The sequence below is a fragment of the Methylobacterium sp. WSM2598 genome (assembly GCF_000379105.1).
Classification (GTDB): domain Bacteria; phylum Pseudomonadota; class Alphaproteobacteria; order Rhizobiales; family Beijerinckiaceae; genus Methylobacterium.
Window position 1 is genome coordinate 3946886 of the sequence record NZ_KB900609.1, and the last position, 26371, is coordinate 3973256.

Here is a 26371-nt window from a genome sequence, read left to right on the forward strand (position 1 = left end):
CTGACGCGAGACGCGACCGAACCTCCAAGAGAACGATGCGGCGGCCCATGCTAGGCCCCGCCGAGCGTGAACCCGCCCGCCGGCGCCTGCGCCCGGGAGGGGCCTCCGGAATGGTGCGCCGGCCTCACCGCCGGCGGCGTGGCAGACAGGCGCGCCGCGAAGGCGGGCGCGGACGGGAGACGAGATGATGAGCGGCCTGGACCCCTCCCAGCACCCCACCCGCGGGCCGGCGGCACCGGCCCTCGTCGTGCGCGATCCGGCCCTGCCGGCGGAGCAGGGGCTCTACGATCCCAAGCGCGAGAAGGATGCCTGCGGCGTCGGCTTCATCGCCGACATGCACAATCGCCGCAGCCACAGCATCGTGCAGCGCGGCCTGCAGATCCTGGAGAACCTCGACCACCGGGGCGCGGTCGGCGCCGACCCGAAGATGGGCGACGGCTGCGGCATCCTGGTGCAACTCCCGCACGACTTCTTCGCGGCGGAAGGCCAGCGCCTCGGCCTCGCCCTGCCGGAGGCCGGGCATTACGGCGTCGGGCAGCTCTTCATGCCGCGCGACGAGGAGGGATTCCGCACCGTCGTCGGCATCGTCGAGAAGGCGATCGCCGACGAGGGGCTGACGCTCCTCGGCTGGCGCGACGTGCCGGTCGATCCGAGCGACCTCGGCGAGAGCGTCAAGCTCAGCGAACCGCGCCACCGGCAGGTCTTCATCGGCCGGCCGGCCTCCAGCCCCGACCAGGACGCCTTCGAGCGCCGGCTCTACCTCTGCCGCAAGGTCATCTCGAACGCGGTCTACACGCTCAAGGACCCGAAGCTCAAGGAATTCTACCCGGTCTCGCTGTCCTCGCGCACCATCGTGTACAAGGGCATGGTGCTGGTGCACCAGCTCGGCCAGTACTACCTCGACCTGAAGGACGAGCGCTTCAGCTCGGCCCTGGCCCTGGTGCATCAGCGCTTCGCCACCAACACCTTCCCGACCTGGCGCCTGTCGCACCCCTACCGGATGGTGGCGCATAACGGCGAGATCAACACGCTGCGCGGCAACGTCAACTGGATGGCGGCGCGCCAGGCGAGCGTGGATTCCGAGCTGTTCGGGAACGACATCTCGAAGCTGTGGCCGATCTCGTACGAGGGCCAGTCCGACACCGCCTGCTTCGACAACGCGCTCGAATTCCTGGTGCAGGGCGGCTACTCGCTGGCCCACGCCATGATGATGCTCATCCCGGAGGCCTGGGCCGGCAACCCGCTGATGAGCGAGGAGCGGCGCGCCTTCTACGAGTACCACGCGGCGCTGATGGAGCCGTGGGACGGGCCGGCCGCGGTCTGCTTCACGGACGGCCGCCAGATCGGCGCCACCCTGGACCGCAACGGCCTCAGGCCCGCCCGCTACGTGGTGACCGAGGACGGGCTCGTCGTGCTCGCCTCCGAGATGGGCGTGCTGCCGATTCCCGACGAGGAGATCGTCGAATCCTGGCGCCTGCAGCCCGGCCGCATGCTGCTCATCGACCTCGACAAGGGCCGGATCGTCTCCGACGAGGAGATCAAGCGCGAACTCGCCGCCGCCAATCCCTATCCGGACTGGCTGAAGCGCACCCAGATCGTGCTGGAGGACCTGCGCCCGGTCCAGCCGCGCGAGTCGCGCACCGACGTCTCCCTGCTCGATCGGCAGCAGGCCTTCGGCTACACGCAGGAGGACCTGAGGCTGCTCATGCAACCCATGGCCGTGACCGGCCAGGAGGCGGTGGGCTCGATGGGCACGGACACGCCGCTCTCGGCGCTCTCCGACAGGCCCAAGCTCCTCTACACCTACTTCAAGCAGAACTTCGCGCAGGTGACGAACCCGCCGATCGACCCGATCCGCGAGGAGGCCGTGATGAGCCTCGTCTCGTTCATCGGGCCGCGGCCGAACATCCTCGACCTGGAGGGCACCTCCCGCAAGAAGCGGCTGGAGGTGCGCCAGCCGATCCTGACCAATGCGGACCTGGAGAAGATCCGCTGCATCGGCCATTTCGAGGACCGGTTCGACACCAAGACCCTCGACATCACCTACCCGGCCGAGCTCGGCGCGGCGGGGATGGACGGGGCCGTCGACCGGCTCTGCGACCGGGCCGAGGCGGCGGTGCGCGGCGGCTACAACATCATCGTGCTCTCCGATCGGGCGACCGGGCCGGACCGGGTCCCGATCCCCGCGCTGCTGGCCACCGCGGCGGTGCACAATTACCTGATCCGCAAGGGCCTGCGCACCTCGGTCGGGCTCGTGGTCGAGTCCGGCGAGCCGCGCGAGGTGCACCACTTCGCGTGCCTTGCCGGCTACGGCGCCGAGGCGATCAACCCCTACCTCGCCTTCGAGACCCTGCTCGCCATGAAGGACGAGCTGCCGCCCGAGCTCTCCGAGGACGAGATCGTCTACCGCTACATCAAGTCGATCGATAAGGGGCTGCTCAAGGTGATGTCCAAGATGGGCATCTCCACCTACCAGTCCTATTGCGGCGCGCAGATCTTCGACGCGGTCGGCCTGAATTCCTCGTTCGTGGAGCGGGACTTCTTCGGCACCGCGACGACGATCGAGGGCATCGGCATGGCCGAGGTGGCCGAGGAGACGGTGCGTCGTCACCAGGACGCGTTCGGGGACGCGCCGGTCTACCGCAACGCCCTCGACGTCGGCGGGGAATACGCCTACCGGCTGCGCGGCGAGGCCCATACCTGGACGCCCGACACGGTGGCGACGCTCCAGCACGCCGTGCGCCTGCGCCTGCCCGAGCGCTACCGGGAATTCGCCCGGCTGGTGAACGAGCAGGAGAACCACCTCAAGACCCTGCGCGGCCTGTTCCGGATCAAGAGCGCGACCGAGATCGGGCGCAGGCCCGTCGCCATCGAGGCGGTCGAGCCGGCCGCCGAGATCGTCAAGCGCTTCGCCACCGGGGCGATGTCCTACGGCTCCATCTCCAAGGAGGCGCACGAGACCCTCGCCATCGCCCTCAACTCCTTCGGCGGGCGCTCGAATTCGGGCGAGGGCGGCGAGGAGCGCGAGCGCTACCGGCCGCTGCCGGACGGCCGCTCGCGGCGCTCGGCGATCAAGCAGGTGGCCTCCGGCCGCTTCGGCGTGACGACCGAGTACCTCGTCAATTCCGACATGATGCAGATCAAGGTGGCGCAGGGCGCCAAGCCCGGCGAGGGCGGCCAGCTGCCCGGCCACAAGGTCGACGCCAAGATCGCCAAGGTCCGCCACTCGACCCCGGGCGTCGGCCTGATCTCGCCGCCGCCGCACCACGACATCTACTCGATCGAGGACCTCGCCCAGCTCATCTTCGACCTCAAGAACGTCAACCCGGACGCCGAGGTCTCGGTGAAGCTGGTCTCCGAGGTCGGGGTCGGCACGGTGGCGGCCGGCGTCGCCAAGGCGCGCGCCGACCACATCACCATCTCGGGCTTCGACGGCGGCACCGGCGCGGCCCCGCTCACCTCGATCAAGCACGCGGGCGGCCCCTGGGAGATCGGGCTCGCCGAGACCCAGCAGACCCTGGTGCTGAACCATCTGCGCGGCCGCGTCGCCCTGCAGGCGGATGGCGGCATCCGCACCGGGCGCGACGTGCTGATCGCGGCGCTGCTCGGGGCCGACCAGTTCGGCTTCTCGACCGCGCCGCTCATCGCGGCGGGCTGCATCATGATGCGCAAGTGCCACCTCAACACCTGCCCGGTCGGCGTCGCGACCCAGGACCCGGTGCTGCGCAAGCGCTTCAAGGGCACGCCCGAGCACGTCATCAACTACTTCTTCTTCGTGGCCGAGGAGGTGCGCGAGCTGATGGCGGCGCTGGGCGTGACCAAGCTCGACGAGCTGATCGGGCGCTCCGACTACCTCGACAAGCTCGCGGCGATCTCGCACTGGAAGGCGAAGGGCCTCGACTTCGCCCGGCTGTTCCACAAGCCGGAGGTGCCGGACCACGTGGCGATCCGCCACGTCGAGGCGCAGAAGCACCCGATCGACCACGTGCTCGACCGCCGGCTGATCGCGGCGCTCGCGACCGCCATCGAGACGGGCGAGCCGAGCGTGGTCGAGGACGTCATCCGCAACTCCGACCGCGCGGCGGGCGCCATGCTCTCCGGCCTCGTCGCCAAGGCGCACGGCCACGAGGGGCTGCCCGACGACACGATCACCGTGAGGCTCACCGGCACCGCCGGCCAGAGCTTCGGCGCGTGGCTCGCGGCCGGCGTGACGCTGATCCTGACCGGCCACGGAAACGACTACGTCGGCAAGGGCCTGTCGGGCGGCAAGCTGATCCTGCGGCCCTCCGACGGCCTCAAGGCGCCGGCCGAGCGCACCATCATGGTGGGCAACACCGTGCTGTACGGGGCGATCGCGGGCGAGGCCTACATCCGGGGCGCGGCCGGCGAGCGCTTCGCGGTGCGCAACTCGGGCGCCATTGCGGTGGTCGAGGGCATGGGCGACCACGGCTGCGAGTACATGACCGGCGGCGTGGTCGTGTCGATCGGCGAGACCGGGCGCAACTTCGCGGCCGGGATGTCGGGCGGCATCGCCTACGTCCTCGACGAGGACGGGACGTTCGCCAAGCGCTGCAACCTGTCGATGGTCGACCTCGAACCGGTCGAGGAGGAGGACGAGTTCATGCGCCGCTTCCACCAGGACGGCGACCTGGAGACCAAGGGGCGCATCGACATCCTGGCCAACATGTCGGGCCACGACGAGGAGCGCCTCGTCGGGCTGATCAACAACCACCTGAAGTACACGGGCTCGGTGCGGGCCAAGGCGATCATCGACAACTGGGACACTTACCGGACCAAGTTCGTGAAGGTGATGCCGGTCGAGTACCGGCGCGCCCTGCGCGAGATGGAGCGGGCCCGGATGCCGATCGCCGCCGAGTAGGCCGGCCCCGCCGGCCGCGCGGCGCCTCCCTCTCCCGGGCGGGGCCGCGCGGCCGGCACCCACCCCTTGCCGGCCCCGGCCGGTTCCCGAGGAAGAATCCGGTGCAGCGCTCGGTGCAGCTCTTCGGCGACCCGATCCGCGGCCAGATCCCGGCCGCGCGACGCGCGGGCGGGCCCCGCCCCGGCCCGGGCGCGGCCGGGTGGCTCGGGCGTCGCGTCCGGGCCCCCGGCCCGCCAAGTGCATTCTCACCGGCCGCCGCGCTCGCCTGAGCCGCGCGGCCCTCTCCCCTTCTTTCCTCCGAGTTTACCGATGGGCAAGGTCACAGGCTTCCTCGAATACGACCGCCAGGAGCAGAAGTACCAGCTCGCCGGCGACCGCGTGCGCCACTTCCTCGAATTCACCCTGCCGCTCGACGAGCACGACCTGAAGAAGCAGGCGGCCCGCTGCATGGATTGCGGCATCCCGTTCTGCCACGGTCCGACGGGCTGCCCGGTCCACAACCAGATCCCGGACTGGAACGACCTCGTCTACAACGCCGACTGGGAGGAGGCGTCGCGCAACCTCCACTCGACGAACAACTTCCCGGAATTTACCGGGCGCATCTGCCCGGCGCCGTGCGAGGAGGCCTGCACCCTCAACCTTGAGGACCAGCCGGTCACCATCAAGACGATCGAGCAGGCGATCGCCGACAAGGCCTGGAGCATGGGCTGGGTCGTGCCCGAGCCGCCGCAGCTGCGGACGGGCAAGCGGGTGGCGATCATCGGCTCGGGCCCGGCGGGCCTCGCGGCGGCCCAGCAGCTCGCCCGGGTCGGTCACGAGGTCCACGTCTTCGAGCGCGAGGCGAAGGCCGGCGGCCTGCTGCGCTACGGCATCCCCGACTTCAAGATGGAGAAGCGCCACATCGACCGCCGGGTGCGGCAGATGGAGGCCGAGGGCGTGCAGTTCCACTACGGCGTGAATGTCGGCGTGACGCGCTCCTTCGCGAGCCTGCACAACGAGTTCGACGCGGTGCTGTTCGCCGGCGGGGCCGAGGAACCGCGCAACCCGCAGCTCCCGGGTCAGGACCTGGAGGGCGTGCACTACGCGATGCCCTACCTCGTGCAGTCGAACCGCCGGGTCGGATCCGAGGACGAGGCGCTGGCCGCCGAGGCGCCGATCCTGGCGGCGGGCAAGAACGTGGTGGTGATCGGCGGCGGCGACACCGCCTCCGACTGCGTCGGCACCGCCTTCCGCCAGGGCGCCCTGTCGGTGACCCAGCTCGACATCCGTCCCCGCCCGCCCGAGAAGGAGGACAAGCTCGCCGTGTGGCCCTACTGGGCGACGAAGCTGCGGGTCTCGTCGAGCCAGGCCGAGGGCGCCGAGCGCGAGTTCCAGGCCGCGACCCTGCGCATCGAGGGCAAGAAGGGAAGGGTCAAGGGCGTGGTCTGCGCCCGGGTCGACGAGAAGCGCCAGCCCATCGCCGGCACCGAGTTCCTGCTCCCGGCCGACCTCGTCTTCCTGGCGATCGGCTTCGCCGGTCCGGTGGCGCGGGGCCTGCTGGAGGAATCCGGCGTCGCGCGCGACCGCCGCGGCAACGTGCAGGCGGACGAGACCAGCTACCGGACCTCGAACGAGAAGGTCTGGGCGGCGGGCGACATGCGCCGCGGCCAGTCGCTGGTGGTCTGGGCGATCCGCGAGGGCCGGCAGGCCGCGCGGGCGATCGACGAGGCCCTGGTGGGGGCGACGACGCTGCCGCTGTGAGGCGCCGGCGCGGGCTCGCGATCCGGGATCCGCTTCGATCAACCGGATCCCGGATCAGACGTCCGACAGGGAATCGCGGGCGCTCGAGCTGAACTGGCGCCGCCACATCACGATGAGCACGCCCGCGGTCGTCATGAGCAGCACGGAGGGGCCGACGAACCAGCCGAGATAGGCCAGCGCGAAGAAGAACGCGTACATGCCCCGGTTGAAGTGCTTGCCCGCGACCACGTTCATGCGCGCCACCCGTCGGACGGCCCGGCGGATCGCGTCCGGGTCGCCGCCCCGCGGCGGCACCGCGCCGATCAGTATGGCCCCGTAGTTGAACAGCCGGTAGGCCCAGGCGAACTTGAAGAACGCGTAGGCGAAGATCAGCGCCAGCCCCGTCACCTTGATCTCCCAGGTGGCGCGGGTGGTCTGCATGCCGAAGGGCAGGGTCGAGAACAGGGTCAGCACCTCGTCCGTCGAGCGCGTCAGGGTGAGGACGCTGCCGAGCGCGATCAGCGAGGTCGAGGCGAAGAAGGCGGTGCCGTTCTGCAGCGAGGCGTTGATGGTGGTGTCGACCACCCGGATCTCGCGCGTGGCGATCTGCTCGGCCCAGGCGTGGCGGTAGCGGTTCATCATCCGGTTGAGGCTGGTGCGGGTGCCGCCGACGCGCTCCAGGGCGAGGCCGTAACCGACCCAGGCGCAGAGGAAGGCCGCGAGCGCCGCGAAGTCGAGAACCGAGAGGTCGCCCATGCCGTGCCCGCCCGTGTCCTGCCCGCCCGTGTCCTGCCCGCCCGTGCCGTGCCCGTTCATGTCGTGCCCGCTCATGTCGTGCCGATGCCGGGATCGCGCGGGGCCGTCCACGCCTCGGGAGAGGAGCGCATCGCTGCGGCCGTAGGCGAGTTGCCGCGAATGGGCAACTTGGGATTGCCTCGCGAGGGGGAAGCGCGGGTCTCCGACCGGGCTTGTCCGGGGACGCGAGCACGATCCGCGCATCGCCCAGCCCGTCGCCCTCTCGAGCCTGCGGATCTTCGCGGGGCGTGCCGGGCGGGGTGCGGGACGCCCGGGAGGGCCGGACCTTGATGAGGCCGGCGAGCGCCCAAGATCTCCCCCGGGGGACCAGCGCGACGCCTGTCGGCATGGCGGCGGGGCCTGGGGCGGAGGGGGCCGTGCGGAGGGGGATGCCTGGGCGGGACGGGGACGCCCCCGCCTTCTTGACCGGCGGCGGCGCGATGGGCGCCGCGATGCGCGCCCGGCCCTGGTCGGGATCGGTGCTCGGCGAGCCCTCGACCTGGCCGCAATGCCTGAGGTCGGCGGTCGGCCTGATGCTCGGCTCGCGCTTCCCGATGTTCGTCGCCTTCGGGCCGGACCTCGGCTTCCTCTACAACGACGCCTACGCGGAGATCCTCGGCGACAAGCACCCGGCCGCGCTCGGTCGCCGCTTCCGCGACATCTGGGCGGAGATCTGGGCCGAGATCGAACCCCTGATCGCGGCGGCGCTCGCCGGCGAGGCGACCTGGTCCGAGAACCTGCCGCTGGTCATGAACCGGCGCGGCCACGACGAGCAGACTTGGTTCACCTTCTCGTACTCGCCCCTGCGCGACGACGAGGGCGCGGTCGTGGGCATGTTCTGCGCCTGCACGGAGACGACCGGCCAGGTGCTGGCGGAGGAGCGGCTGCGCGCCAGCGAGGAGTTCAACCGCCGCATCCTCGCGAGCTCGGCCGATTGCATCAAGGTGCTCAGCCTCGACGGCCGCCTCGAATTCATGAGCGAGGGCGGCATGTGCGCGATGGCGGTCGAGGATTTCGGCCTGATCCGCGGCGCCCACTGGCCCGATTTCTGGCAGGGCGAGGGGCGCGGCCAGGCCCGTGCGGCGATCCGGGAGGCCCGGCGCGGCGGCACGGGCCGCTTCCAGGGCCTCGCCACCACCGCCAGGGGCACGCCGCGGTGGTGGGACGTGATCGTCACCTCGATCGACGGGCCCGACGACCGGCCGGAAAAGCTCCTCGCGGTGTCCCGGGACGTGACGGCGACGAGGGAGGCGGAGGAGCGCGTGCGCGAGAGCGAGGCGCGCTTCCGGCAGATGGCGGACGCCGTGCCCCAGATCGTCTGGATCACCGATGCCGAGGGCCGCACCGAGTTCTTCAACAGGCAGTGGACGGCCTATACGGGCGCGCCCTACGCGCCGACGACGGCCGCCGCGGTGGCCGCCGCCCACGTCTACCCGGACGACGCGCAGGCCACGATGGCGGCCTTCGGCGAGGCCAGGCGATCGGGCGGCACCTTCCTGGTCGAGCACCGCATCCGCTCGGCCGCCGGGACCTATCGCTGGTTCCTGGTCCGCGCCGAGCCCTCCCGCGATCCGGTCACCGGCGAGGTGGTGCGCTGGTTCGGGGCCTCGGTCGACATCCACGACCGCAAGCTCGCCGAGGAGGCGCTGCTGGCGCTCAACGCCGACCTCGAGCGGGAGGTGGTCGCGCGCACCCGCGAGCGCGGCCTGATCTGGCAGCTCAGCCTCGACCTGCTCTCGGTCATCGACATTGACACGGCGGCCTTCGCCGCGGCCAACCCGGCCTGGACGGCGGCGCTCGGCTGGCCGACGAGCGAGATCGAGGGACGGCCCTACGCCGAACTCGTGCACCCGGACGATGTCGGCGCGAGCCTCGCGGCCTTCGACGCCATCCGGCAGGGCAGCCCCGTCCTGCACTTCGAGAACCGCTACCGCACCCGGGACGGCGGCTGGCGCTGGCTGTCCTGGGTGGCCGTGCCGGAGGGCGGCAAGCTCTACTCGGTCACCCGCGACGTCACCGAGGAGAAGGAGCGCCGGGCCGAGCTGGAGGCCGCACAGGAGGCGCTGCGCCAGTCGCAGAAGATGGAGGCGATGGGCCAGCTCACCGGCGGCGTCGCGCACGACTTCAACAACCTCCTCACCCCGATCGTCGGCTCCCTCGACATGCTCCAGCGCAGGGGCCTGGGCGGCGAACGGGAGCAGCGCCTCATCGCGGGCGCCATGCAGTCGGCCGAGCGGGCGAAGACGCTGGTGCAGCGGCTCCTCGCCTTCGCGCGGCGGCAGCCGCTGCAGCCGATCCCCGTCGACGTCGCCAAGCTGGTGACCGGGATGGGCGACCTCGTGGCGAGCACGATGGGCCCGCAGATCAGGGTCGCCGTCGACGCGCCCGACGCCCTGCCGCCCGCGAAGGCCGACCCGAACCAGATCGAGATGGCGCTCCTGAACCTCTGCGTGAACGCGCGGGACGCCATGCCGGAGGGCGGCACGCTGCGGATCTCGGCCCGCGCGGAGACGGTCGGGCCCGGTCACCGCACCACGCTCCGGCCGGGCCCCTACATCCGCCTGTCGGTCGCCGACAGCGGGACCGGCATGGACGAGGCGACGCTCGCGCGGGCGGTCGAGCCCTTCTTCTCCACCAAGGGCGTTGGCAAGGGCACGGGGCTCGGCCTCTCGATGATGCACGGCCTCGCCTCCCAGCTCAGCGGCGCGCTCACCATCCAGAGCCGGCCGGGGCTCGGCACCAATGTCGAGCTCTGGCTGCCGCGGAGCGACGCGGCCCCGGACCTGGCCGAGCCCGCGCCGCAGCCCTCCGCGGCGGCGTCCCCGCGCGGGACCGCGCTCCTGGTCGACGACGAGGACCTCGTGCGCATGAGCACGGCGGACATGCTGGGCGACCTCGGCTACGCGGTGATCGAGGCCGCATCGGGCGAGGAGGCGATGCGCCTCGTCCGCGGCGGCGAGCGCTTCGACCTGCTCGTGACCGACCACCTGATGCCGGGCATCACCGGGACCGAACTCGCCCGGGCGCTCCGGCACGCGAGGCCTGGCCTGCCCGTGCTCCTGGTCTCGGGCTACGCGGAGAGCGACGGCGTCGCGGCCGACCTGCCGCGGCTCACCAAGCCGTTCCGCAAGAACGAACTCGCCGCGCGCCTCGCCCAGCTGGCGACGCCCTGATCCGGGATCGGCTTGATCGAAGCGGATCCCGGATCACGCGCCTGCGCGGCGCCTGAGCGCGGCGCCTGAGCGAAGCCGACATCCGCATAGCGAAGCACTCAACCGGATGTCGTATGACGCGGGCCGCACCGGGCCCCGCGGGAGCGCGCCGGCGCCCGCGGGAGCGCGCGGGCGATTCCGCCGGGGCGGTCCTCAGCTGCGCGGCCAGCGGAAATCGTCGGCCCGCCCCGGCTGCGGGCTCGGCGGGGCGCCCCGGGTGAGCGCGCGTTCCACCGTGTAGCCGGCCTCGCCCTCGATCCGCGGGCGCCCGCTGACGAGCTGCCCGCCCGGCGAGACCTCGTTGCGGGTGAGCGGGACCACCGGCCCGGCCGGCGGCTTGACCGGCAGGGCCGGGATGCCCGGCGGCTCGGGCAGGCTCGGCAGCATCGCGGTCAGCAGCCGGTCGATCGCCGCGTCGTCGTCGAGGCGCGCCGCCGCCGGGTCGGCGGGCGCCGGAGCCGGTGCGGGGGCGGCCGCGACCGCGTCCGGCACGCTCGGGGCGCCGCCCCGCTGCTCCATCAGCCGCTTGATCTCGACGTCGGCGAAATGGGCCGCCTTGCGGGCGCCGGCCTGGGTGAAGTGCACGCCGTCCGCGGTGCGCAGCTTCGCGGTCTGGCCCTCCAGGTCCGGCCCGCTCGCGGCGTAGCGGTTCTGGTCGTCCACGAAGGCCGGCCAGATGTCCACGTAGACCCCGCCCGCCCGCTGCACCCGGTCGCGGTCGATCTCGTTGATGGAGATCAGGTCGGCCGACAGGCCCTCGTTCTTCATCGGCGGCTCGCCGACCCAGATCACCGGCACCTTGGCGTCGCTGAAGACCTTGAGCAGCGCGTCGACCCGGTCGCGGTAGACCGCCCTCCAGCGATCGCTCAGCGGATCGACCGTGGCGTCGCCGTCGCGCAGGGACTGGCGGTCGTTGGCGCCCACCATGACGACCGCGTAGGTCAGCTTCGGGTTGGCCTTGAGGTAATCCTCGGCGGCCTTCGGCCAATCGACCACGTCCTTGCGCACGAGACCACTGTCGCCCCTGGCCTTGCGGATCACCAGGATGTCGGGATTCGCCTCGTAGGCCGCCTCCAGCCCCTTGCCGAGCAGGTCGGCGAGGGAATCGCCGAAGACCGCGATCTGCACCGACGGGTTGGTCTTGGGCTTCGGGGCGGGCGCCGCCGCCACGACCGGCGCGGGCCGGGGTTTCGGCCGCTGGACCGAGCGCCCCTCGCGGCTGCGACGGGCCTCGCGCGGGGCCTCGCGCACGTCGCGGGGCGCCTCGCGCAAGCGCGGCCGCGGGGTGCGGTAACCGCCGTAATAGCCGCCCTGCGCGGGCGGCGGCGGGGCGGCCTGCGGGGCCGGGTCGTCCTCCCAGGGCCAGCGGTAGCGCTGCGGCTGCGGCTGCGGCGCCGGCGCGGGCGGGCGCCGCGCATAGCCCTGCCGTCCCCCGTAGCCGTCGTCGTAGCCGCGGGAGCGGGCGCCGTAAGGATCCTGGCGCGGGTAGCCCTCGTCGCCGCCCCACCATTGCGCGCGGGCCGGACCGGCGCCCGCGAGCAGCCCGCCGCAGACGAGGCCGCGCAGTCCGAGTTCCGCGATCCTCCGCCACCTCATGCGCCGACCATCTCCGCCTCGCTCGACCGGTGAGCGCGCACGATAACGCATGAGGGCCGGACTGGCACCCGCCGGACCGGGCCCGCACGGGCGCCCGGGTCAGGGCGCGCGCCGCAGGTGGTCGAGCAGGGCGGGCGTGGCGTAGCCGTCCGCCGGGAGCCCGGCGGCGGTCTGGTAGCGGCGCACGGCCTCGCGCAGCTTCGGCCCGGCCCGCCCGTCGAGGGGACCCGCGTAGAGGTCGCGCGCGGCGAGCCCCCGCTGGAGCGCCGCGAGGCCGGCCGCGTCGAGGCGCGGCGCCCGAATCGGCCAGGGCGCCGCGAGCGGCCCCCCGCCGGCGATGCGGTCGGCGAGGTGGCCGACCGCCAGCGCGTAGGCGTCCGAGGTGTTGTAGGCGCGGAACGCCTCGAAATTGACGGTGATCAGGAAGGCCGGCCCGCCGAGGCCGCCGGGCAGGAACAGGCTCGCCTCGCCGGCGGCCGGCAGCGCCGCCCCGTCCGCGCGCGCCACGCCGCGGGCGGCGAACTCCGCCAGGGAACCGCGGTGGCGCGACAGGTCGAAGCCCGCGGGCAGCCGCACCTCCAGCCCCCAGGGCAGCCCCGGCTGCCAGCCCGCCTGGCGCAGGAAGTTCGCGATCGAGGCGAGCGCGTCCGGCGCCGAATTCCAGATGTCCCGCCGCCCGTCGCCGTCGAAATCGACCGCGGCCCGCAGGTACACGGAGGGCAGGAACTGCGTCTGCCCCATCGCCCCCGCCCAGGAGCCCTTCAGCCCCTCGGGGCCGACGTCGTGGTGCTGCAGGATGTCGAGGGCGGCCAGCAGCTCGTCGCGGAAGAGGTCGCCGCGATGCCCCGCCTGCGCCAGGGTGGCGAGCGCGCGCACCGTCGGGACGCTGCCCGTCCCCGTCCCGAAATCCGATTCCATGCCCCAGACGGCGAGGAGGACCGGCCCCGGCACCCCGTAGCGCGCCTCCAGGCCGGCGAGGAGCTCGGCCCGCCGCGCCGCCTCGGCCCGGCCGCGCGCCACGCGCGCGGTCGAGACGGATCCGGCGAGGTACTCCCAGACCGGGCGGCTGAACTCGCCCTGGCGCCGCAGGCGCGCGAGCACCGCCGGATCCGGCGCCGTCACCTCCCGGAAGGCGGCGTCGAAGGTCTCGCGCGCGACGCCCCGGGCGGTCGCGAGGGGCCGAAGTCCCTCGATGAAGCCGCGGAACCCGTCCTCGGCCCGGGCGGCAGCGAGGCCGAGGAGGAGGGCGAGGGCCGCCGGGAGCGCGCGCCGCATCGGGTCAGGACTGGTTGCGCCGCGCCAGCGCCTCTTCCCAGGCCAGGGCCTGCGACACGATCTCGCGCAGGTCGTCGTGCTTGGGCTGCCAGCCGAGGCGCGCGCGGATGCGGTCGGCCGCCGCGATGATCTGCGAGGGGTCGCCCGGCCGGCGCGGCGACAGCCGCACCTCGAAATCCTTGCCCGACACCTCCTTGACCACCTGGATCACCTCCAGGACGGAGTAGCCCCGCCCGTAGCCGCAATTCAGGGTCAGGCTCTCGCCGCCGCTGCGCAGGTGGTTCAGCGCCACGAGATGCGCGTCCGCGAGGTCCGACACCTGGATGTAGTCCCGCAGGCAGGAGCCGTCCGGCGTCGGGTAGTCGGTGCCGAACACCTCGAGGTGGCTGCGGCGCCCGAGCGCGGCCTGGGTGGCGACCTTGATCAGGTGGGTGGCGTTCGGCGTCGACTGGCCCGAGCGGCCGCGCGGATCGGCCCCCGCCACGTTGAAGTAGCGCAGGGCCACGTAGGTGAGCCCGTGCGCCCTGGCCACGTCCGCCAGCATCCACTCGGTCATCAGCTTCGAGCGGCCGTAGGGGTTGATCGGGTTGGTGACCAGGTCCTCGGGCACCGGCACGATGGGGGGCTCGCCGTACACGGCGGCCGTGGAGGAGAAGATGATGTGGCGCACGCCCTCGCGCAGAGCGGTCTCGATCAGCGCCCGCGATTTCACCGTGTTGTTGAGGTAGTAGCCGAGCGGATCGGCGACCGAGTCGGGCACCACGATCTTGGCGGCGAAATGCGCGATCGCGTCGACCCGGTGGCGGCGGATCGTCTCGGCAACCAGGGCTTGGTCGCCCATGTCGCCCCGCACGAGGGTCACCTCCGGCGGCAGCGCCCAGGCGAAGCCGGTCGAGAGGTCATCGAGCACCACGACCTCGTCCTGGCCCGCATCGAGCAGCGCCAGAACCATGTGGCTGCCGATGTAGCCGGCGCCGCCCGTCACCAGAACCGCCATCTCGCTCTCTCCCCGCTTCACATCGTGGTCGATCACTAACGCCGGACGCTCGCACGTCAATGAACTGTCCCGTAGCGGCGCGGCGCGCTATGCCTTAAGCGGCGCGGGGCCTCGCCCGACCCACCTCGTCTCACCGGATCACGCATGATGAAGCCCATTCGCAAAGCAGTCCTGCCCGTCGCGGGTCTGGGCACCCGCTTCCTCCCGGCGACCAAGGCGGTACCCAAGGAGATGCTGACGGTCGTGGACCGGCCGGTGGTGCAGCACGTGGTCGACGAGGCGAGGGAGGCGGGGATCGAGCACTTCATCTTCGTGACCGGCCGCGGCAAGGGCGTGATCGAGGACCATTTCGACATCGCCTTCGAGCTCGACCGCACCCTGCAGGAGCGCGGCAAGCAGGCAGCCTACGAGGAGTTGAAGCGCGACCTGCCGCAGGCCGGGCAGACCAGCTTCACCCGCCAGCAGGCGCCGCTCGGCCTCGGTCACGCGGTCTGGTGCGCCCGCGAGATCGTCGGCGACGAGCCCTTCGCGGTGATCCTGCCCGACATGCTGAGCCGCGACTCGATGCGGCAGATGCTCGCCGCCTACGAGCGCCACGGCGGCAACGTCATCGCGGTCGAGGAGGTGCCCCACGACCAGACCCACCAGTACGGCATCGTCAGCGTGGGCGAGGATTTCGGCGACACGTTCGAGATCACCGGCATGGTGGAGAAGCCGCCGAGGGGCACCGCGCCCTCCAACCTCATCATCTCGGGCCGCTACATCCTGCAGCCGGAGATCTTCGACATCCTCGGCCGGGGCGAGAAGGGCGCGGGCGGCGAGATCCAGCTCACCGACGGCATGAAGCGGCTGGCCGAGACCCAGGCCTTCTACGGGATGCGCTACCGCGGCAAGACCTACGACACCGGCTCGAAGCTCGGCTTCCTGGTCGCCAACCTCGCCTACGCCCTCGCGCGCGACGACCTGCGCGACGACCTCAAGCGCGAAATAGCCGAGCTGCTGCGCACAGCGTGAGGCGGCCATGCGCGCGAAGCGGGGGCGCGCATTAAATTCCGCTTGCGGTTTTTGCAGCGCGCCTTAAATGTTGCATTGCGAGATCGCGATGGCGTCGCGGTCTCGCAGCCCTCCTTGGGCGTTTCCTCCCTAGACTTCGGGCCGTTCGCGAGAGCGGCCTTTTTTTGGCCCGCTCCACAACCCGGTCCGCCGGGCATCGGCGCGCCCCGGTTGTGCGCGGGCGGCCGAGCGTCCACTCTGGCCGCGGGAGGAGACGATGGCCGAGAGGACGCCCGCCACGGGCCGGTTCGACATCATCGCGGAGGCGCTGGCGCTGCCGGCCACCGCCGAGACGATGCTGGCCGACACCTACCTGACCGACCGCGAGGCGGCGAGCGCGCGGGTCTTCCGCGTCTACCGGCCGACGCCGCCGCACTTCCACCGGGAATGCGACGAGTACCTCTACGTGGTCTCGGGGCGGGGCACCTTCTGGATCGGCGACCCGGCGGCCGAGGCGGAGTTCGGGCCCGGCCACCTGCTGGTCTTCGAGCGCGGCACCGTGCACGCCCTGCCGCGCATCCTGGCCGAGCCCGTGGTCTTCCTCTCGATCGACACGCCGCGCCGGGCACCGACCGACGTCGTCTTCGTGGACGCGGCGCAGGGCTCGCCCGAAACCTTCATGGCGCGCAACGCGCCGCCATCCCCCTCCGGAGATCCCGCATGACCGAGCCCGCCCGCACCGCCCTCGTCACCGGCGCCGCCCGCGGCATCGGGCTCGCGACGGCGCGGCTCTTCCTGCGCGACGGCTGGCGGGTGGCGCTCCTCGACATCGACGCCGAGGGCTTGGCCGCGGCCGCGTCGGGGCTCGACGCGCCCGAGCGCGTCCTCGCCCTCACCTGCGACGTCTCCGACGAGGCCGGGGTCGAGCGGGCGGTGGCGGCCACGGCCGACCGCTTCGGCCGGCTCGACGCCCTGGTGAACAATGCCGGGGTCGCGGTGTTCAAGCCGCTCCTCGACACGAGCCCGGCCGAGTGGGCGCGCGTGCTCGCGGTGAACCTCACCGGGCCGTTCCTCTGCGCCCGGGCCGCCGCGCCGGTGATGGCCCGCACGGGCGGCGGGGGGATCGTCAACATCACGTCGATCTCGGGGCTGCGCGCCTCGACCCTGCGCGTCGCCTACGGAACCAGCAAGGCGGGGCTCGCCCACCTGACCAAGCAGCAGGCAGTCGAGCTCGCCGGGCTCGGCATCCGGGTCAACGCCGTCGCCCCCGGCCCGGTCGACACCGCCATGGCGAAGGCCGTGCACAGCCCGGCGATCCGCGCCGACTACCACGACGCGGTGCCGCTCAACCGCTACGGGCTGGAGGAGGAGATCGCCGAGGCGATCCTGTTCCTCGCCGGTCCGCGGGCCGCCTACGTGACCGGCCAGATCCTGGCGGTGGATGGCGGGTTCGACGCCGCCGGGATCGGGCTGCCGACGCTCAGGCGGGCGGCGGGCGCGCGGGAGTGAGCGCGGTTCCGGCGCGCACCCCCCTCGCGCCGGCTCCGGAGCCGGCCCAAGCGGGGCGGCGCGGTCCGGGCGGAGCCTGCCCTCAAGGCGGCGATGGCCCGACGCGTCGCGGGAGCGCTGCCGGTCGCGCGTCGGCCAGACGAGGCGAGGCGGCTAGGACTGGCAGCCGGCCGTCAGGGCGTCGAGGTCCCTCTGGAGCGCGTCCTCGTCCCCGATCGTCTGCTCGATCAGGAGCGGGTCGGTATGGGCGTATTCCTCGCGCAGGCCGACATCGTGCAGGGCCGCCTCGCACGCCCCCTGCCGCGGCGAGCGGTCCCGCACGATCTCGGAGACCGGCGAGGTCAGCAGCGAGAGGCTGAGCGCGATCACGCCGGGCGCGAGGCGCGTGAGGCTCCCCCGCCCCCACCCGGCCGGAGCGCCCCAGCGTTTCGCCGCGCCGGCCCGATCGTCGGCAGTGCAGATGGACGGTTTCATCCCCATTTCATGGTCCAGACATGCGATCACCTCGCGTGATCAAATCACGGCAGGGTAATTCTGCCATCATCCAAACGGGTGACGATGTGTTAATGAAACCTTAAACTTCAGTAAATTTGAGTCATTGGGGATCATAACGGAGTCCGTCAGGGCAGCGCCGGAGATGTCCCAGCGTATCGGGGCGAGATCGCGGCGACGGGCGCGCGGACAGGATGGAGCGGGCGGCGCGACCGTGCGCCGTCGCGCGACCGCAATCGAGGCGACGCGCGGCGCCGCGCCGGGCGCCGGAGCGATCACCGGGGCATCGCCCGGGAGCGCGCGACCGGCGCCCGGTTAACCAGTCCAGCTGAAGACGCTCGACGGATCCGTCCGAGATGCCAGCCTGACAGAACACGGAAGTCCGGGAGACGTCTGGAACAGCGCATGATCCGATCGGTCATCATCACACTCGCCGTGCTCGGCCTCGGCCTCGCCGCGATGCCATCGGCGGAGGCGCGCGGCTTCCACGGGGGCGGCTTCCACGGGGGCGGCTTCCACGGGGGCGGCTTCCACGGGGGCGGCTTCCACGGCGGCTGGGGCGGCTTCCGCGGCGGCTATCACGGGGGATTCGGCGGTTTCCGCGGCGGATTCGGCGGCTTTCGCCGCGGCCACCACGGCGGCCCGCGGGCGCCGGGCCGCGGCGGGATCCGCCGGGGCGAGTTCGGCGGGCACGGCGCCGCGGGCTCCCGGGGGCGCCACCGGCACGGCGCCGAGTACCGGCCGCGCGCGGGCCATCCGGGTGCCGAGTACCGGCCCGGCCGGGGACATCCGGGCGCCGATTACCGCCCGCCCGAGGCGGAGCGCCCGTTCGGGCCGCGCCGCTCGCCCGGGATTCGCCGCTACCGGCCCTTCGGCGACGGCGCCTTCTGACGCCGTCCGGCGTGGTCCCGCGCGATGCGTCTCCCGCGGTCCCGCGCGGGCGGGACCGCGGGAGGACGCGCGTCGCGATCTCCCCGCATTCCCGCCCCAATCGGCAGGTCTAACTCGCCGGGTCCGAGCACAAGGGGATGCGGGGAGAGAACCCCACCGCCCCGAAACCAAGGGAATGCGGGACATGATCGCTCTGCGGTCGACTCGGAGCGCGGCCCCCGCGGCCGCGCTCGCCTTCGCGGGCCTGATCGCCCTGCTCGGCGTCGCGGCGCCCTCGCCCGCCCGCGCGCAGGTCTCCTACGAGGCCGAGGAGGTGGACGCGGTGCTCGCGCCCCGCGCCGTGCTGGCGCGGCTCGGCCGCGAGGGCTACCGGGGCTTCACGCATCCGCGCTTCGACGGCGACACCTACACGCTCGATGCCGATTCGCCCTGGGGCAACCGGGTCCGGCTCACGGTCGATGCGCGCTCGGGCCGCGTGCTCGACCGCGACCGGATCGAGGCGCCCCTCTACCCGCCGGGCATCGTCCCGGGCGCGCGCCGCCCCGGCTACGGCTGGACCGAGGCCGAGGCCCGCATCGCGCCGCCCGGCGACCTCGGCCGGCCGCTGCCGCGGGACCCCGAGGTCGTGCCGCTTCCCCGCATCCCGTCCTACGGCCGCGGCGGGCCGCTGCCGGAGGAGCCCCGCCTCGCCGCCCGGCCCCTGCCGCAGCCCGAGCGGAGCCTGCCCCAGGCCGCGCGCCCGGCGCCGACCCCGAGCGCCGCGCGGGACGCGAACCCGCTCGGACTCAATCCCGACAATCCCGCAATCCGCCGCCCCGCGGCGCCGCGCAGGACCGCCAAGCCGGCGCCGAAGCCCGTCGAGAGCCCGGCCGCCCTCGTCGAGCCGAGGCCGGCCCTGAAGCGCGACGCCGCGCCCGAGCCCGTCAAGCCCGCCAAGCCCGCGGTCGCGGCGAACGCGCCCGCCGCCGATCCCGGCTGGAAGACCCCGCCGGATTCCGGCAACCGTCCGGTCCGGGTGATCGGCGGCATCACCCAGGTCCCGGCCAAGGACGAGGCGGGCAAGGCCGCCCCCTGAGCAGAATGGCATGGGGCACTTCTGCTTGGGTCTCTTGGTTTCGCAGCGTTTCTCGCCGACGCGGTCCTTCGGTTCGCCGCCGAACCGGTGACCGCTTCGGCGAATGATGCGGAGAGCATTGTCCGACGAAGCGGATGCCGGTCCGTCGAAGACAAGGCGGCAGGATCGAAGATCGAGACCTGCGCCCGATTGCACCGTGACCGGGCGCTGCTCCAGGCGGGCGCGTGGAGGTGAGCGGGCCTGCGCCGTGCCGGCCCGCTACCCGGCGGCCGGCGCGTAGGCGGCCTCGACCTCCAGGGGCGTGCCGGTCTCGATCAGCGTCTTGAGGCGCGACAGCGTCTCGGGCCAGCCCGCGGTGACCGCCCGCGCGGTGGCGGTGTCCCCGGCGAAGCCGTCATGGATCAGCCTCAGCCGGCAGGCCTTCGGCCCCGCCGGGGTGATCTCCCAGGTGACGCGGGAGGGCGCGTCGGCGGCGACCTCCGGCGACCAGCGGGCGTGGAAGCTCATCACGAGGCGCCCGGGCGGCGACAATTCGACGATCTCGCCGACGATCACCGGGCGCTCGCCCATCAGGAAGGTGATGGCACCCCCGACCCGCCACTGGGTGCGCGAGGTCATGTTGAAGTGCTGGTAGAGCGGGGTCTTGGCGTCGTCCGTCAGCACGTCCCACACCGCCTGCGGCGTCGCCGCGATGTAGAGTTCGTAGACGTGGCGCGGGGCCGCTTCGTTCATCGCAGGAGATCTCCCGTGCTGCGGATCGCTGCCTTCGAGCCGATCCTTGATGTCGACCATGGTGCGCACGAACGGCGCGGCGAACCGGCTGATCCAGCGGTCCGCGACCTGCTGGATGGGAGCCGGGTTGAGGTAGTGGAGCTTCTCGCGCCCGTGCCGCCGCGCCGTCACGAGGCCGGCCTCTTCCAGCACGCGCAGGTGCTTCATCACCCCGAACCGCGTCATCGGGGCGGACCCGTTCCGGTGCAGGTCGGCCAGCGTCCGGCCGTCGCGCGCGACCAGGAGATCGAGCAGCGCCCGCCGGGCCGGATGCGCCAGAGCTTCGAAGACCCGATCCATGCTGCGTGGTTATGTGACTTCTTGGTCACCTGTCAAGGCCGGGAGGCGGCCGCCCGGCCCCGCGCCGCGCCGCCGGCGGCTTTGCTTGCGCCCGCGGAGTTCTCGCCGCGGGCGTGCATCGCGGCGCGTGACATCCGCAAGCTGTCGCGCGCCGCGAGGGCGCGCGGGACGCCTCGGGCCCCAGCGTCTACATCTAAAGACGCAGTCGACAAGCGCTGCCAATTCCCGTTTCATCCCGGCCCCAAGGTCCGATCCCAACGGGCCGGCAAGCAAAGAAGCGACCTCGGAGGAGACCCTCATGCGATTGCCCGTCACCGCCCTCGCGGCGGCGCTCGCCTGCGCGACGATCCTCGCCGGCCCGGCCCAGGCCGCGGACCCCATCAAGATCGGCGTGTCCGGCCCCTTCACGGGCGGATCCTCGTCGATGGGCGTGTCGATGCGCGACGGCGTGCGGCTCGCGGTGCAGGAGATCAACCAGAAGGGCGGCGTGCTCGGCCGCCAGCTCCAGATCGTCGAGCGCGACGACGAGGCCAAGAACGAGGTCGGGGCCCAGGTCGCCCAGGAACTGATCAACAAGGAGAAGGTCGTCGCCACGCTCGGCTTCATCAACACCGGCGTGGCGCTCGCGGCCCAGCGCTTCTACCAGGAAGCCGAGATCCCGGTGATCAACAACGTGGCGACCGGCACGATCATCACCAACCAGTTCAACCCGCCGGATTACGACGCCAATTACGTGTTCCGGACCTCGGCCTACGACGTGCTGCAGGCCGGCATGATGGCCGACGAGGCGATCACCCGCGGCTTCAAGAAGATCGCGATCCTGGCCGATTCCACCAATTACGGCCAGCTCGGGCGCGAGGATCTGGAGAAATATCTCAAGACCAAGGGCGTGACCCCGGTCACCGTAGAGAAATTCAACATCAAGGACGTCGACATGACGCCCCAGCTGCTGAAGTCGCAGGCGGCGGGCGCGGACGTGATCCTGGCCTACGGGATCGGGCCGGAACTCGGCCAGATCGCCAACGGCATGGCCAAGCTCGGCTGGAAGGTGCCGATGATCACCTCGTGGCCGTCCTCGATGCAGAGCTTCATCGACATCGCCGGGCCGAACGGCAACGGCGTGACCATGCCCCAGACCTTCATCGAGGATAAGACCCTGCCCCGGCGCAAGGCCTTCCTCGAGGGCTACTACGCCACCTACAAGGTCTCCAAGATCCCGACCCCGGTGGCGGGCGCGCAGGGCTACGATTCGGTCTACCTGCTGGCCGCGGCGATCAAGCAGGCCGGCGGCACCGACGGGCCGAAGATCCGCGCGGCGCTGGAGGACCTGAAGGAGAAGGTCGAGGGCGTGGTGACGACCTACGACCACCCCTTCACCAAGACCGACCACAACGCCATCACCCGCAACATGGTCGTGTTCGGCAAGGTGCAGGACGGCCGGATCGTCTACGCCAAGGACGAGGACGCCAAGAACGCGGGCGTCGTGCGCATGAAGGAGAAGGCGTCGAACTAGAGCAACGCCCGATCACGGTGCAACCGGGCGCAGGTCTCGATCTTCGATCCTGCCGCCTTGTCTTCGACGGACCGGCATCCGCTTCGTCGGACAATGCTCCAGGCGTCGTCCGCCGAGGCGGTCACCGGTTCGGCGACGACGACGATGCGAAGACGCAAGCCTCGGCGGAGCGGCCCCGCGCCGTACCGCCGAGGCGCCCTTTCCCAGCCGACCGATCGCACGGCCCCGCGCGGATCTCCGCGCTGGCCACATGCCTCACGGCCTCCCCCGGGGTCCCCCATGCACATCTTCCTGCAGCTCGTGGCGAGCGGCGTCGCGGTCGGCATGATCTACGCGGCCATCGCCTTCGGCTACCAGCTCACCTTCGCGACGTCGAAGACGCTGAATTTCGGTCAGGGCGAGGCGCTGATGCTCGGCGCCCTGTTCGGCCTGACGCTGGTGCCCTTCACGGGCTACTGGCTGATGCTGCCCCTCGTGCTGGTCTTCGGCTTCGCCCTCGGGGCGCTGGTCGAGCGGCTCGGCGTGCGCCCGGCCGTGAAGATCAAGTCCGAGTACGGATGGATCATGGCGACCATCGCGCTCGGCATCATCTTCAAGAACGTGGCCGAGAACATCTGGGGCCGCGACGACCTGAAATTCCCCTCGCCCCTGCCCGAGGCCGCCCTGACCTTCGGCGGCGTGCGGGTGCTGCCGATGGAGCTGTTGGTCGTGGCCGGCGCGCTGCTGATGATGCTGGCGGTCGAGCTGTTCAACCGCCGCTCGATCTGGGGGAAGGCGGTGGTCGCCACCTCGAACGACATCGACGCGGCGGGGCTGATGGGCATCAACACCCGCAAGGTCATCACCCTCTCCTACGCGATCAGCGCCATGACGGCGGCCTTCGCGGGCGTGCTGGTCGCGCCCGTGACGCTGACCGGCGCCACGATGGGCTCGGTGCTGGCGCTCAAGGCCTTCGCGGTGGCGATCATCGGCGGCCTCGAATCGGGCCTCGGCGTCATCGTGGGCGGGCTCATCCTCGGCGTCGCCGAGACCCTCACGGGCTTCTACATCTCGACGGGCTACAAGGACGTGCCCGGCCTCATCCTGCTCCTCCTCGTCCTCGCCGTGCGGCCGGTCGGCCTGTTCGGCAAGGCGGTGATCAAGAAGGTCTGACGTCATGGCGCCGTCCGCCTCCGCGCCGGTCCTCGCCCGCGAGACCGCGCCGCCCGCCGCCCCGGGCCTCGGCCGCTTCGCCGGGATCCTGGGCGCGGCCCTGCTGATCCTGGGCCTCGCGGCCTTCCCGCACCTCGTCGGCAGCCAGTACTACATCCACCTCGTCACCGTGATCGCGATCTACGCGATCCTGATCCTCGGCCTCGACATCGTGGTCGGCTACACGGGCCAGGTCTCCCTCGGCCATGCGGGCCTGTTCGGGGTCGGCGCCTACGCGGCCGCCGTGCTGTTCCTCAAGTTCAAGCTCGGCATCTGGCTCGGGCTCCTTGCCGGCATCGGCGTCACGGCGGCGTTCGGGCTGCTGCTGGCGATCCCGGCGCTGCGGGTGAGCGGCCCCTACCTCGCCATGGTGACCCTCGCCTTCGGGACGATCGTGCAGATCTTCATCAACGAGATGACCGATCTCACCAACGGGCCCCTCGGCATCACCCTGCCGCCGGCCCGCGTGCTCGACTTCTCGCTCCTGGGCCTGTCCTCGCCCTGGGGGGCGGCGGGCCGCCGGCTCGAATTCTACTACCTCGTCTGCGCCTGCCTGCTCCTCACCATCCTGGTGGTGAACCGGGTGGTGCGCTCGCCCTTCGGGCGGGCCTTCGAGGCCCTGCGCGACTCGCCCATCGCCTGCGACTGCATGGGCGTCAGCGTCTACCGCTACAAGGTCTACGCCTTCGTGATCTCGGCCGGGCTCGCGGGCCTCGCCGGCGCGCTCTTCGCGTGGTCCGAGCGCTACGTCGCCCCCAACACCTACGGTTTCGAACTGACGGTGCTGTTCCTGCTCGCGGTGACCATGGGCGGGCGCAAGTCGCGCTCGGGGCCGCTGATCGGGGCCGCCATCGTGGTGATGATGCCGAACATCCTCGCCGACATCGAACTCGTGCGAATGATGGCGGGCGGCATCGCGGCGCTCGCCGTGGCGATCCTCGCCGTCGCCTTCCTGCGCCGCCGGGAGAACCGCTTCGCCCTCCTGGTGCCGGCCCTGCTCTGCATCGCCTTCCTCCCGGCGACCCTGGCGCTCCAGTCGGTGACCGATTACCGGCTCACGGTCTTCGGGCTGATGATCCTGTTCGTGGTCTACTACCTGCCCGAGGGGATCGTCGGCTACCTGCGCGAGAAGCTGCCCTTCCTGCGCCCGGCCCACACGGGCGAGGGCCGGCTGCTCACGGCCGCGGGCGAGGCGCTGATCCGCCAGGGCGGCCGCGAGGGCACCGATCCGCTGCTCCGGGTCGAGGGCGCCGTGATGCAGTTCGGCGGCCTCAAGGCGCTGGCGGGCGTCGACCTCGCCGTGCGGCCGGGCACGATCCACGGCCTGATCGGACCGAACGGCTCGGGCAAGAGCACGATGATGAACGTGCTCACCGGCATCTACCAGCCGACCGACGGGGCCGTGGTGCTGGCCGGCGCCAACCGCCTCGACGGTCGCACCCCCTCCGAGATCGCGCTCGCGGGCGTGGCGCGGACCTTCCAGAACGTGCAGCTCTTCCGCGAGATGACCGCCCTGGAGAACGTGCTGGTCGGGCTCCACCACAGCTTCCAGGGCACGCTGTTCGACGCGATCCTGTCGACGCCCCGGCGGCGGCGCGAGGAGCGCGAGGCGCGCGCCCGCGCCATGGCGATGCTCGACTTCGTGGGCCTCGGCGCCCTGGCGCAGGTCGAGGCGCGCAACCTGCCCTACGGCAAGCAGCGCCTCTTGGAGATCGGCCGGGCGCTGGCCCTCGACCCGGTGCTCCTCCTCCTCGACGAGCCGGCGGCGGGCCTGACCGCCCCGGACATCGCCGAACTGACCACGATCATCCGCAAGATCCGGGACGCCGGCATCACCGTCATCCTGATCGAGCACCACATGGACGTGGTGATGGGGCTGTGCGACCGCGTCAGCGTGCTCGATTTCGGCCACAAGATCGCCGAGGGCAACGCCCGCGAGGTCCAGTCCGACCCGAAGGTCATCGAAGCCTATCTCGGCAGCCCGGTTGCCGACGCCGCGGAGTAGCGCGCATGCTCGACGTCACGGGGCTGGCCGCCGGCTACGGCCAGGTGGAGGTGCTGCACGGCCTGACCTTCGCGGTGCCGAAGGGGCAGGTCGTGACCCTGATCGGCTCGAACGGGGCCGGCAAGACCACGACGATGCGGGCGCTCTCCGGGATGATCAAGCCGCGGGCGGGCTCGATCCGCCTCAACGGCCGCGAGATCGGCGGGCTCGACAGCCACGAGGTCGCCCGGGCCGGGCTCGCCCACTCGCCCGAAGGGCGCCGGGTCTTCCCGACGCTCACCGTCGAGGACAACCTGACGCTCGGCGCCTTCCCGCGGCTGACCGGGTCGCGGCCGAAGGGGGACGTGGCCGCCGACCGGGACCGGATCTACGCCCTCTTCCCGCGCCTCAAGGAGCGGCGGGCGCAGCTCGCCGGCACGCTCTCGGGCGGCGAGCAGCAGATGCTGGCCATGGGTCGCGCCCTGATGCTGCGCCCGGAGATCCTTCTCCTCGACGAGCCCTCGATGGGTCTGGCGCCGAAGCTGGTCGAGGAGGTGTTCCGCACCATCCGGCGACTCAAGGAGGAGCAGGTGACGATGCTCCTCGTCGAGCAATTCGCCATGGCGGCGCTCGCCGTCGCGGACCACGCCTACGTGCTGGAGAACGGCCGCATCCGCTTCCAGGGCCCGGCCGAGCAGCTGCGCTCCGACCCCGCCGTGCGGGCGGCGTATCTGGGCGGGGGGCATTGAGGCGGCGCGGGTCAGGCCCGCTCGGCCGTGCCGAGCAGGCCCCTCGCCCCGGCAACGGCCCAATCCAGGGCTTCCAGGAAGGCCTGGAAGTCCGGCTCATCGCGTTTCTGGCGATCACGATGGACCGAGGTCGCGTCCCCGGTCACCTCGTTCTCGTTGGTCACGAAATCTCCTTTGCGGAAGCCGAATCTCAGGAACTCCTGGGAAGGGCCACCGACGTGGCGGGCGTAATGCAAGCTCTCGCGGGCCACGATCGAACCGCGATCCGGCTCGCCGATATCGAGGACGCAAGTCACGACGCGGCGTTCGACCGCCGATGTCGCATGAGACAATCGCGGACAAATCTCACGACATCGAGCGGTTTCGACTTTCCGACATCATTCGACCCCGCGAAGACGGCATAACTTGCGATATAGCCGGTCTCCGCGCA

The 26371-nt window shown here is 71.9% G+C and carries 19 protein-coding genes; 12 read left to right on the forward strand and 7 right to left on the reverse strand.

The window, feature by feature from the left end:
• Positions 1 to 184 precede the first annotated feature (184 nt).
• Both gltB and MET2598_RS0118915 read left to right on the forward strand, forming a co-directional pair.
• Positions 185 to 4879 (forward strand): glutamate synthase large subunit, encoded by a 4695-nt coding sequence (gene gltB / locus MET2598_RS0118910; RefSeq protein WP_018261949.1) that lies wholly within the window; start codon positions 185 to 187, stop codon positions 4877 to 4879.
• Between the two features lie 309 nt (positions 4880 to 5188).
• Positions 5189 to 6619 (forward strand): glutamate synthase subunit beta, encoded by a 1431-nt coding sequence (locus tag MET2598_RS0118915; protein ID WP_018261950.1) that lies wholly within the window; start codon positions 5189 to 5191, stop codon positions 6617 to 6619.
• Between the two features lie 54 nt (positions 6620 to 6673).
• On the opposite strand, the gene MET2598_RS0118920 is transcribed toward MET2598_RS0118915, so the two are convergent.
• Entirely contained in the window at positions 6674 to 7354 is a 681-nt protein-coding gene (locus MET2598_RS0118920; RefSeq protein ID WP_026190815.1) for a DUF599 domain-containing protein, read from the reverse strand.
• A 428-nt stretch (positions 7355 to 7782) separates the two neighbouring features.
• Here MET2598_RS0118920 and MET2598_RS0118925 point away from each other — a divergent pair, with 428 nt between their 5' ends.
• Positions 7783 to 10566: a PAS domain-containing protein gene (locus MET2598_RS0118925; protein WP_018261951.1), complete on the forward strand. Its 2784-nt coding sequence runs from the start codon at positions 7783 to 7785 to the stop codon at positions 10564 to 10566.
• A 192-nt stretch (positions 10567 to 10758) separates the two neighbouring features.
• Here MET2598_RS0118925 and MET2598_RS0118930 read toward each other — a convergent pair whose 3' ends face one another.
• From MET2598_RS0118930 to galE, 3 genes are all read right to left on the reverse strand, one after another.
• Positions 10759 to 12201: an SGNH/GDSL hydrolase family protein gene (locus MET2598_RS0118930; protein WP_018261952.1), complete on the reverse strand. Its 1443-nt coding sequence runs from the start codon at positions 12199 to 12201 to the stop codon at positions 10759 to 10761.
• Positions 12202 to 12300: 99 nt separating this feature from the next.
• A complete protein-coding gene (locus tag MET2598_RS0118935) occupies positions 12301 to 13476 on the reverse strand; it encodes a lytic murein transglycosylase (protein WP_012331703.1) in 1176 nt (391 codons plus the stop codon).
• Positions 13477 to 13480: 4 nt separating this feature from the next.
• Positions 13481 to 14473 carry a UDP-glucose 4-epimerase GalE gene (gene galE / locus MET2598_RS0118940; protein WP_018261953.1) on the reverse strand — a complete coding sequence of 331 codons (993 nt, stop codon included), beginning with the start codon at positions 14471 to 14473 and terminating at the stop codon, positions 13481 to 13483.
• A gap of 147 nt (positions 14474 to 14620) precedes the next feature.
• On the opposite strand from galE, the gene galU reads away from it, so the two are divergent.
• The 3 genes from galU (at position 14621) to MET2598_RS0118955 (ending at position 16975) form a co-directional block, all read left to right on the forward strand.
• Complete coding sequence (galU, locus tag MET2598_RS0118945; protein WP_026190816.1) at positions 14621 to 15487, forward strand: UTP--glucose-1-phosphate uridylyltransferase GalU; 867 nt, start codon at positions 14621 to 14623, stop codon at positions 15485 to 15487.
• Positions 15488 to 15743: 256 nt separating this feature from the next.
• Positions 15744 to 16190, forward strand: coding sequence for a cupin domain-containing protein (locus tag MET2598_RS0118950; RefSeq protein WP_012331700.1), 447 nt, complete (start codon positions 15744 to 15746; stop codon positions 16188 to 16190).
• Positions 16187 to 16975, forward strand: coding sequence for an SDR family NAD(P)-dependent oxidoreductase (locus MET2598_RS0118955; RefSeq protein WP_012331699.1), 789 nt, complete (start codon positions 16187 to 16189; stop codon positions 16973 to 16975). Before MET2598_RS0118950 ends, MET2598_RS0118955 begins: the two co-directional genes overlap by 4 nt.
• Before the next feature lie 153 nt (positions 16976 to 17128).
• On the opposite strand, the gene MET2598_RS0118960 is transcribed toward MET2598_RS0118955, so the two are convergent.
• Complete coding sequence (locus MET2598_RS0118960; protein WP_018261954.1) at positions 17129 to 17449, reverse strand: hypothetical protein; 321 nt, start codon at positions 17447 to 17449, stop codon at positions 17129 to 17131.
• Between the two features lie 423 nt (positions 17450 to 17872).
• Between MET2598_RS0118960 and MET2598_RS36910 the strand changes: the two genes are divergently transcribed.
• Together MET2598_RS36910 and MET2598_RS0118970 are read left to right on the forward strand one after the other, a co-directional pair.
• Positions 17873 to 18358 carry a hypothetical protein gene (locus MET2598_RS36910; RefSeq protein WP_018261955.1) on the forward strand — a complete coding sequence of 162 codons (486 nt, stop codon included), beginning with the start codon at positions 17873 to 17875 and terminating at the stop codon, positions 18356 to 18358.
• Positions 18359 to 18542: 184 nt separating this feature from the next.
• Positions 18543 to 19433 carry a hypothetical protein gene (locus tag MET2598_RS0118970; RefSeq protein WP_236728757.1) on the forward strand — a complete coding sequence of 297 codons (891 nt, stop codon included), beginning with the start codon at positions 18543 to 18545 and terminating at the stop codon, positions 19431 to 19433.
• A gap of 258 nt (positions 19434 to 19691) precedes the next feature.
• On the opposite strand, the gene MET2598_RS0118975 is transcribed toward MET2598_RS0118970, so the two are convergent.
• Positions 19692 to 20504 (reverse strand): ArsR/SmtB family transcription factor, encoded by an 813-nt coding sequence (locus MET2598_RS0118975; protein WP_018261957.1) that lies wholly within the window; start codon positions 20502 to 20504, stop codon positions 19692 to 19694.
• A gap of 298 nt (positions 20505 to 20802) precedes the next feature.
• Here MET2598_RS0118975 and MET2598_RS0118980 point away from each other — a divergent pair, with 298 nt between their 5' ends.
• The 4 genes from MET2598_RS0118980 to MET2598_RS0118995 all read left to right on the forward strand — a co-directional run bounded on the left by MET2598_RS0118980 (position 20803) and on the right by MET2598_RS0118995 (position 25941).
• Positions 20803 to 22017, forward strand: a complete 1215-nt coding sequence (locus tag MET2598_RS0118980; protein WP_018261958.1) for an ABC transporter substrate-binding protein — start codon at positions 20803 to 20805, stop codon at positions 22015 to 22017.
• A gap of 279 nt (positions 22018 to 22296) precedes the next feature.
• Positions 22297 to 23169, forward strand: coding sequence for a branched-chain amino acid ABC transporter permease (locus MET2598_RS0118985; protein ID WP_012331693.1), 873 nt, complete (start codon positions 22297 to 22299; stop codon positions 23167 to 23169).
• Between the two features lie 4 nt (positions 23170 to 23173).
• Positions 23174 to 25213, forward strand: coding sequence for a branched-chain amino acid ABC transporter ATP-binding protein/permease (locus MET2598_RS0118990; protein ID WP_018261959.1), 2040 nt, complete (start codon positions 23174 to 23176; stop codon positions 25211 to 25213).
• 5 nt (positions 25214 to 25218) lie between these two features.
• Entirely contained in the window at positions 25219 to 25941 is a 723-nt protein-coding gene (locus MET2598_RS0118995) for an ABC transporter ATP-binding protein (RefSeq protein WP_012331691.1), read from the forward strand.
• An 11-nt stretch (positions 25942 to 25952) separates the two neighbouring features.
• Here the strand turns inward: MET2598_RS0118995 and MET2598_RS42895 are convergent, their stop codons facing one another.
• Positions 25953 to 26105, reverse strand: coding sequence for a hypothetical protein (locus tag MET2598_RS42895; protein WP_236728758.1), 153 nt, complete (start codon positions 26103 to 26105; stop codon positions 25953 to 25955).
• Positions 26106 to 26371 lie beyond the last annotated feature (266 nt).

Coding starts and splice junctions, on each gene's coding strand:
- gltB (WP_018261949.1), top strand. CDS start 185: ATGATGAGCGGCCTGGACCCCTCCCAGCACCCCACCCGCGGGCCGGCG.
- MET2598_RS0118915 (WP_018261950.1), top strand. CDS start 5,189: ATGGGCAAGGTCACAGGCTTCCTCGAATACGACCGCCAGGAGCAGAAG.
- MET2598_RS0118920 (WP_026190815.1), bottom strand. CDS start 7,354: ATGGGCGACCTCTCGGTTCTCGACTTCGCGGCGCTCGCGGCCTTCCTC.
- MET2598_RS0118925 (WP_018261951.1), top strand. CDS start 7,783: ATGCCTGGGCGGGACGGGGACGCCCCCGCCTTCTTGACCGGCGGCGGC.
- MET2598_RS0118930 (WP_018261952.1), bottom strand. CDS start 12,201: ATGAGGTGGCGGAGGATCGCGGAACTCGGACTGCGCGGCCTCGTCTGC.
- MET2598_RS0118935 (WP_012331703.1), bottom strand. CDS start 13,476: ATGCGGCGCGCGCTCCCGGCGGCCCTCGCCCTCCTCCTCGGCCTCGCT.
- galE (WP_018261953.1), bottom strand. CDS start 14,473: ATGGCGGTTCTGGTGACGGGCGGCGCCGGCTACATCGGCAGCCACATG.
- galU (WP_026190816.1), top strand. CDS start 14,621: ATGAAGCCCATTCGCAAAGCAGTCCTGCCCGTCGCGGGTCTGGGCACC.
- MET2598_RS0118950 (WP_012331700.1), top strand. CDS start 15,744: ATGGCCGAGAGGACGCCCGCCACGGGCCGGTTCGACATCATCGCGGAG.
- MET2598_RS0118955 (WP_012331699.1), top strand. CDS start 16,187: ATGACCGAGCCCGCCCGCACCGCCCTCGTCACCGGCGCCGCCCGCGGC.
- MET2598_RS0118960 (WP_018261954.1), bottom strand. CDS start 17,449: ATGAAACCGTCCATCTGCACTGCCGACGATCGGGCCGGCGCGGCGAAA.
- MET2598_RS36910 (WP_018261955.1), top strand. CDS start 17,873: ATGATCCGATCGGTCATCATCACACTCGCCGTGCTCGGCCTCGGCCTC.
- MET2598_RS0118970 (WP_236728757.1), top strand. CDS start 18,543: ATGATCGCTCTGCGGTCGACTCGGAGCGCGGCCCCCGCGGCCGCGCTC.
- MET2598_RS0118975 (WP_018261957.1), bottom strand. CDS start 20,504: ATGGATCGGGTCTTCGAAGCTCTGGCGCATCCGGCCCGGCGGGCGCTG.
- MET2598_RS0118980 (WP_018261958.1), top strand. CDS start 20,803: ATGCGATTGCCCGTCACCGCCCTCGCGGCGGCGCTCGCCTGCGCGACG.
- MET2598_RS0118985 (WP_012331693.1), top strand. CDS start 22,297: ATGCACATCTTCCTGCAGCTCGTGGCGAGCGGCGTCGCGGTCGGCATG.
- MET2598_RS0118990 (WP_018261959.1), top strand. CDS start 23,174: ATGGCGCCGTCCGCCTCCGCGCCGGTCCTCGCCCGCGAGACCGCGCCG.
- MET2598_RS0118995 (WP_012331691.1), top strand. CDS start 25,219: ATGCTCGACGTCACGGGGCTGGCCGCCGGCTACGGCCAGGTGGAGGTG.